The sequence below is a fragment of the Nocardia sp. NPDC047654 genome (assembly GCF_043205035.1).
Taxonomy (GTDB): Bacteria; Actinomycetota; Actinomycetes; order Mycobacteriales; family Mycobacteriaceae; genus Nocardia.
This window is the reverse complement of record NZ_JBIDDF010000039.1, coordinates 1-1,803: the sequence shown is the minus strand read 5'-3', so window position 1 is coordinate 1,803 and position 1,803 is coordinate 1. Positions and strand designations below refer to the sequence as shown.

The 1,803-nt window shown below is 56.2% G+C and carries 2 rRNA genes (1 of these 2 only partly in view); both read left to right on the top strand.

What is annotated here, in order from left to right:
* Nucleotides 1-1,524, top strand: a 23S ribosomal RNA gene (locus tag ACGF7Y_RS36415) (it extends 1,689 nt beyond the left edge of the window).
* Nucleotides 1,525-1,683: 159 nt separating this feature from the next.
* Nucleotides 1,684-1,800 (top strand): 5S ribosomal RNA (rrf, locus tag ACGF7Y_RS36410).
* The last annotated feature ends 3 nt before the right edge of the window (nucleotides 1,801-1,803 follow it).

Genomic DNA, 1,803 nt, shown 5'->3' with positions numbered 1-1,803 from the left:
CGAAAGGGGATGCACGAGACCCTGGGTGTAGTAGTCAAGCGATGGGGTGACGCAGGAAGGTAGCTGGGCCAGGTGATGGATTACCTGGTGTAAGCGTGTAGGGAGTGACATAGGCAAATCCGTGTTGCACATATCCTGAGACGTGATGCGTAGCCGATTGAGGCGAATTCAGTGATCCTATGCTGCCGAGAAAAGCCTCTAGTGAGTTGGTACACGGCCCGTACCCCAAACCGACACAGGTGGTCAGGTAGAGAATACCGAGGCGATCGAGAGAACTGTGGTTAAGGAACTCGGCAAAATGCCCCCGTAACTTCGGGAGAAGGGGGACCACGTCTGGTGACCGGCTTTACGCTGTGAGCTGGGTGTGGTCGCAGAGACCAGAGAGAAGCGACTGTTTACTAAAAACACAGGTCCGTGCGAAGTCGTAAGACGATGTATACGGACTGACGCCTGCCCGGTGCCGGAAGGTTAAGAGGACCGGTTAGCGCCTTCGGGTGCGAAGCTGAGAATTTAAGCCCCGGTAAACGGCGGTGGTAACTATAACCATCCTAAGGTAGCGAAATTCCTTGTCGGGTAAGTTCCGACCTGCACGAATGGCGTAACGACTTCTCTGCTGTCTCAACCACAGACTCGGCGAAATTGCATTACGAGTAAAGATGCTCGTTACGCGCGGCAGGACGAAAAGACCCCGGGACCTTCACTATAGCTTGGTATTGGTGTTCGGTACGGTTTGTGTAGGATAGGTGGGAGACTGTGAAGCGGGCACGCCAGTGTTCGTGGAGTCGTCGTTGAAATACCACTCTGGTCGTATTGGACTTCTAACCTCGGACCCTGATCGGGTTCAGGGACAGTGCCTGGTGGGTAGTTTAACTGGGGCGGTTGCCTCCCAAAATGTAACGGAGGCGCCCAAAGGTTCCCTCAGCCTGGTTGGCAATCAGGTGTCGAGTGCAAGTGCACAAGGGAGCTTGACTGTGAGACTGACAGGTCGAGCAGGGACGAAAGTCGGGACTAGTGATCCGGCACCGGCATGTGGAAGCGGTGTCGCTCAACGGATAAAAGGTACCCCGGGGATAACAGGCTGATCTTCCCCAAGAGTCCATATCGACGGGATGGTTTGGCACCTCGATGTCGGCTCGTCGCATCCTGGGGCTGGAGTAGGTCCCAAGGGTTGGGCTGTTCGCCCATTAAAGCGGCACGCGAGCTGGGTTTAGAACGTCGTGAGACAGTTCGGTCTCTATCCGCCGCGCGCGTCAGAAACTTGAGGAAGGCTGTCCCTAGTACGAGAGGACCGGGACGGACGAACCTCTGGTGTGCCAGTTGTCCTGCCAAGGGCACTGCTGGTTGGCTACGTTCGGAAGGGATAACCGCTGAAAGCATCTAAGCGGGAAGCCTGTTCCAAGATGAGGTTTCTCACCACCTTCGAGTGGTTAAGGCCCCCTACAGACCATGGGGTTGATAGGCCGGAACTGGAAGCACGGTAACGTGTGGAGGTGACCGGTACTAATCGGCCGAGGACTTACCAACAAAGGTTGCTACGCGTCCACTGTGCGGTATCTGAAACAACACACAGATACCCTTCGACACCCCGTCATGGTGTCGTCCATCGAACCCTCCAGAGAGTGTGGAGGGTGCCGGTGGCGGCAAATGAACGGGAGTTCAGGGGTGTGGATAGTTTCATAGAGTTACGGCGGCCATAGCGGTAGGGAAACGCCCGGTCCCATTCCGAACCCGGAAGCTAAGCCTGCCAGCGCCGATGGTACTGCACTCGACAGGGTGTGGGAGAGTAGGACACCGCCGGAACAT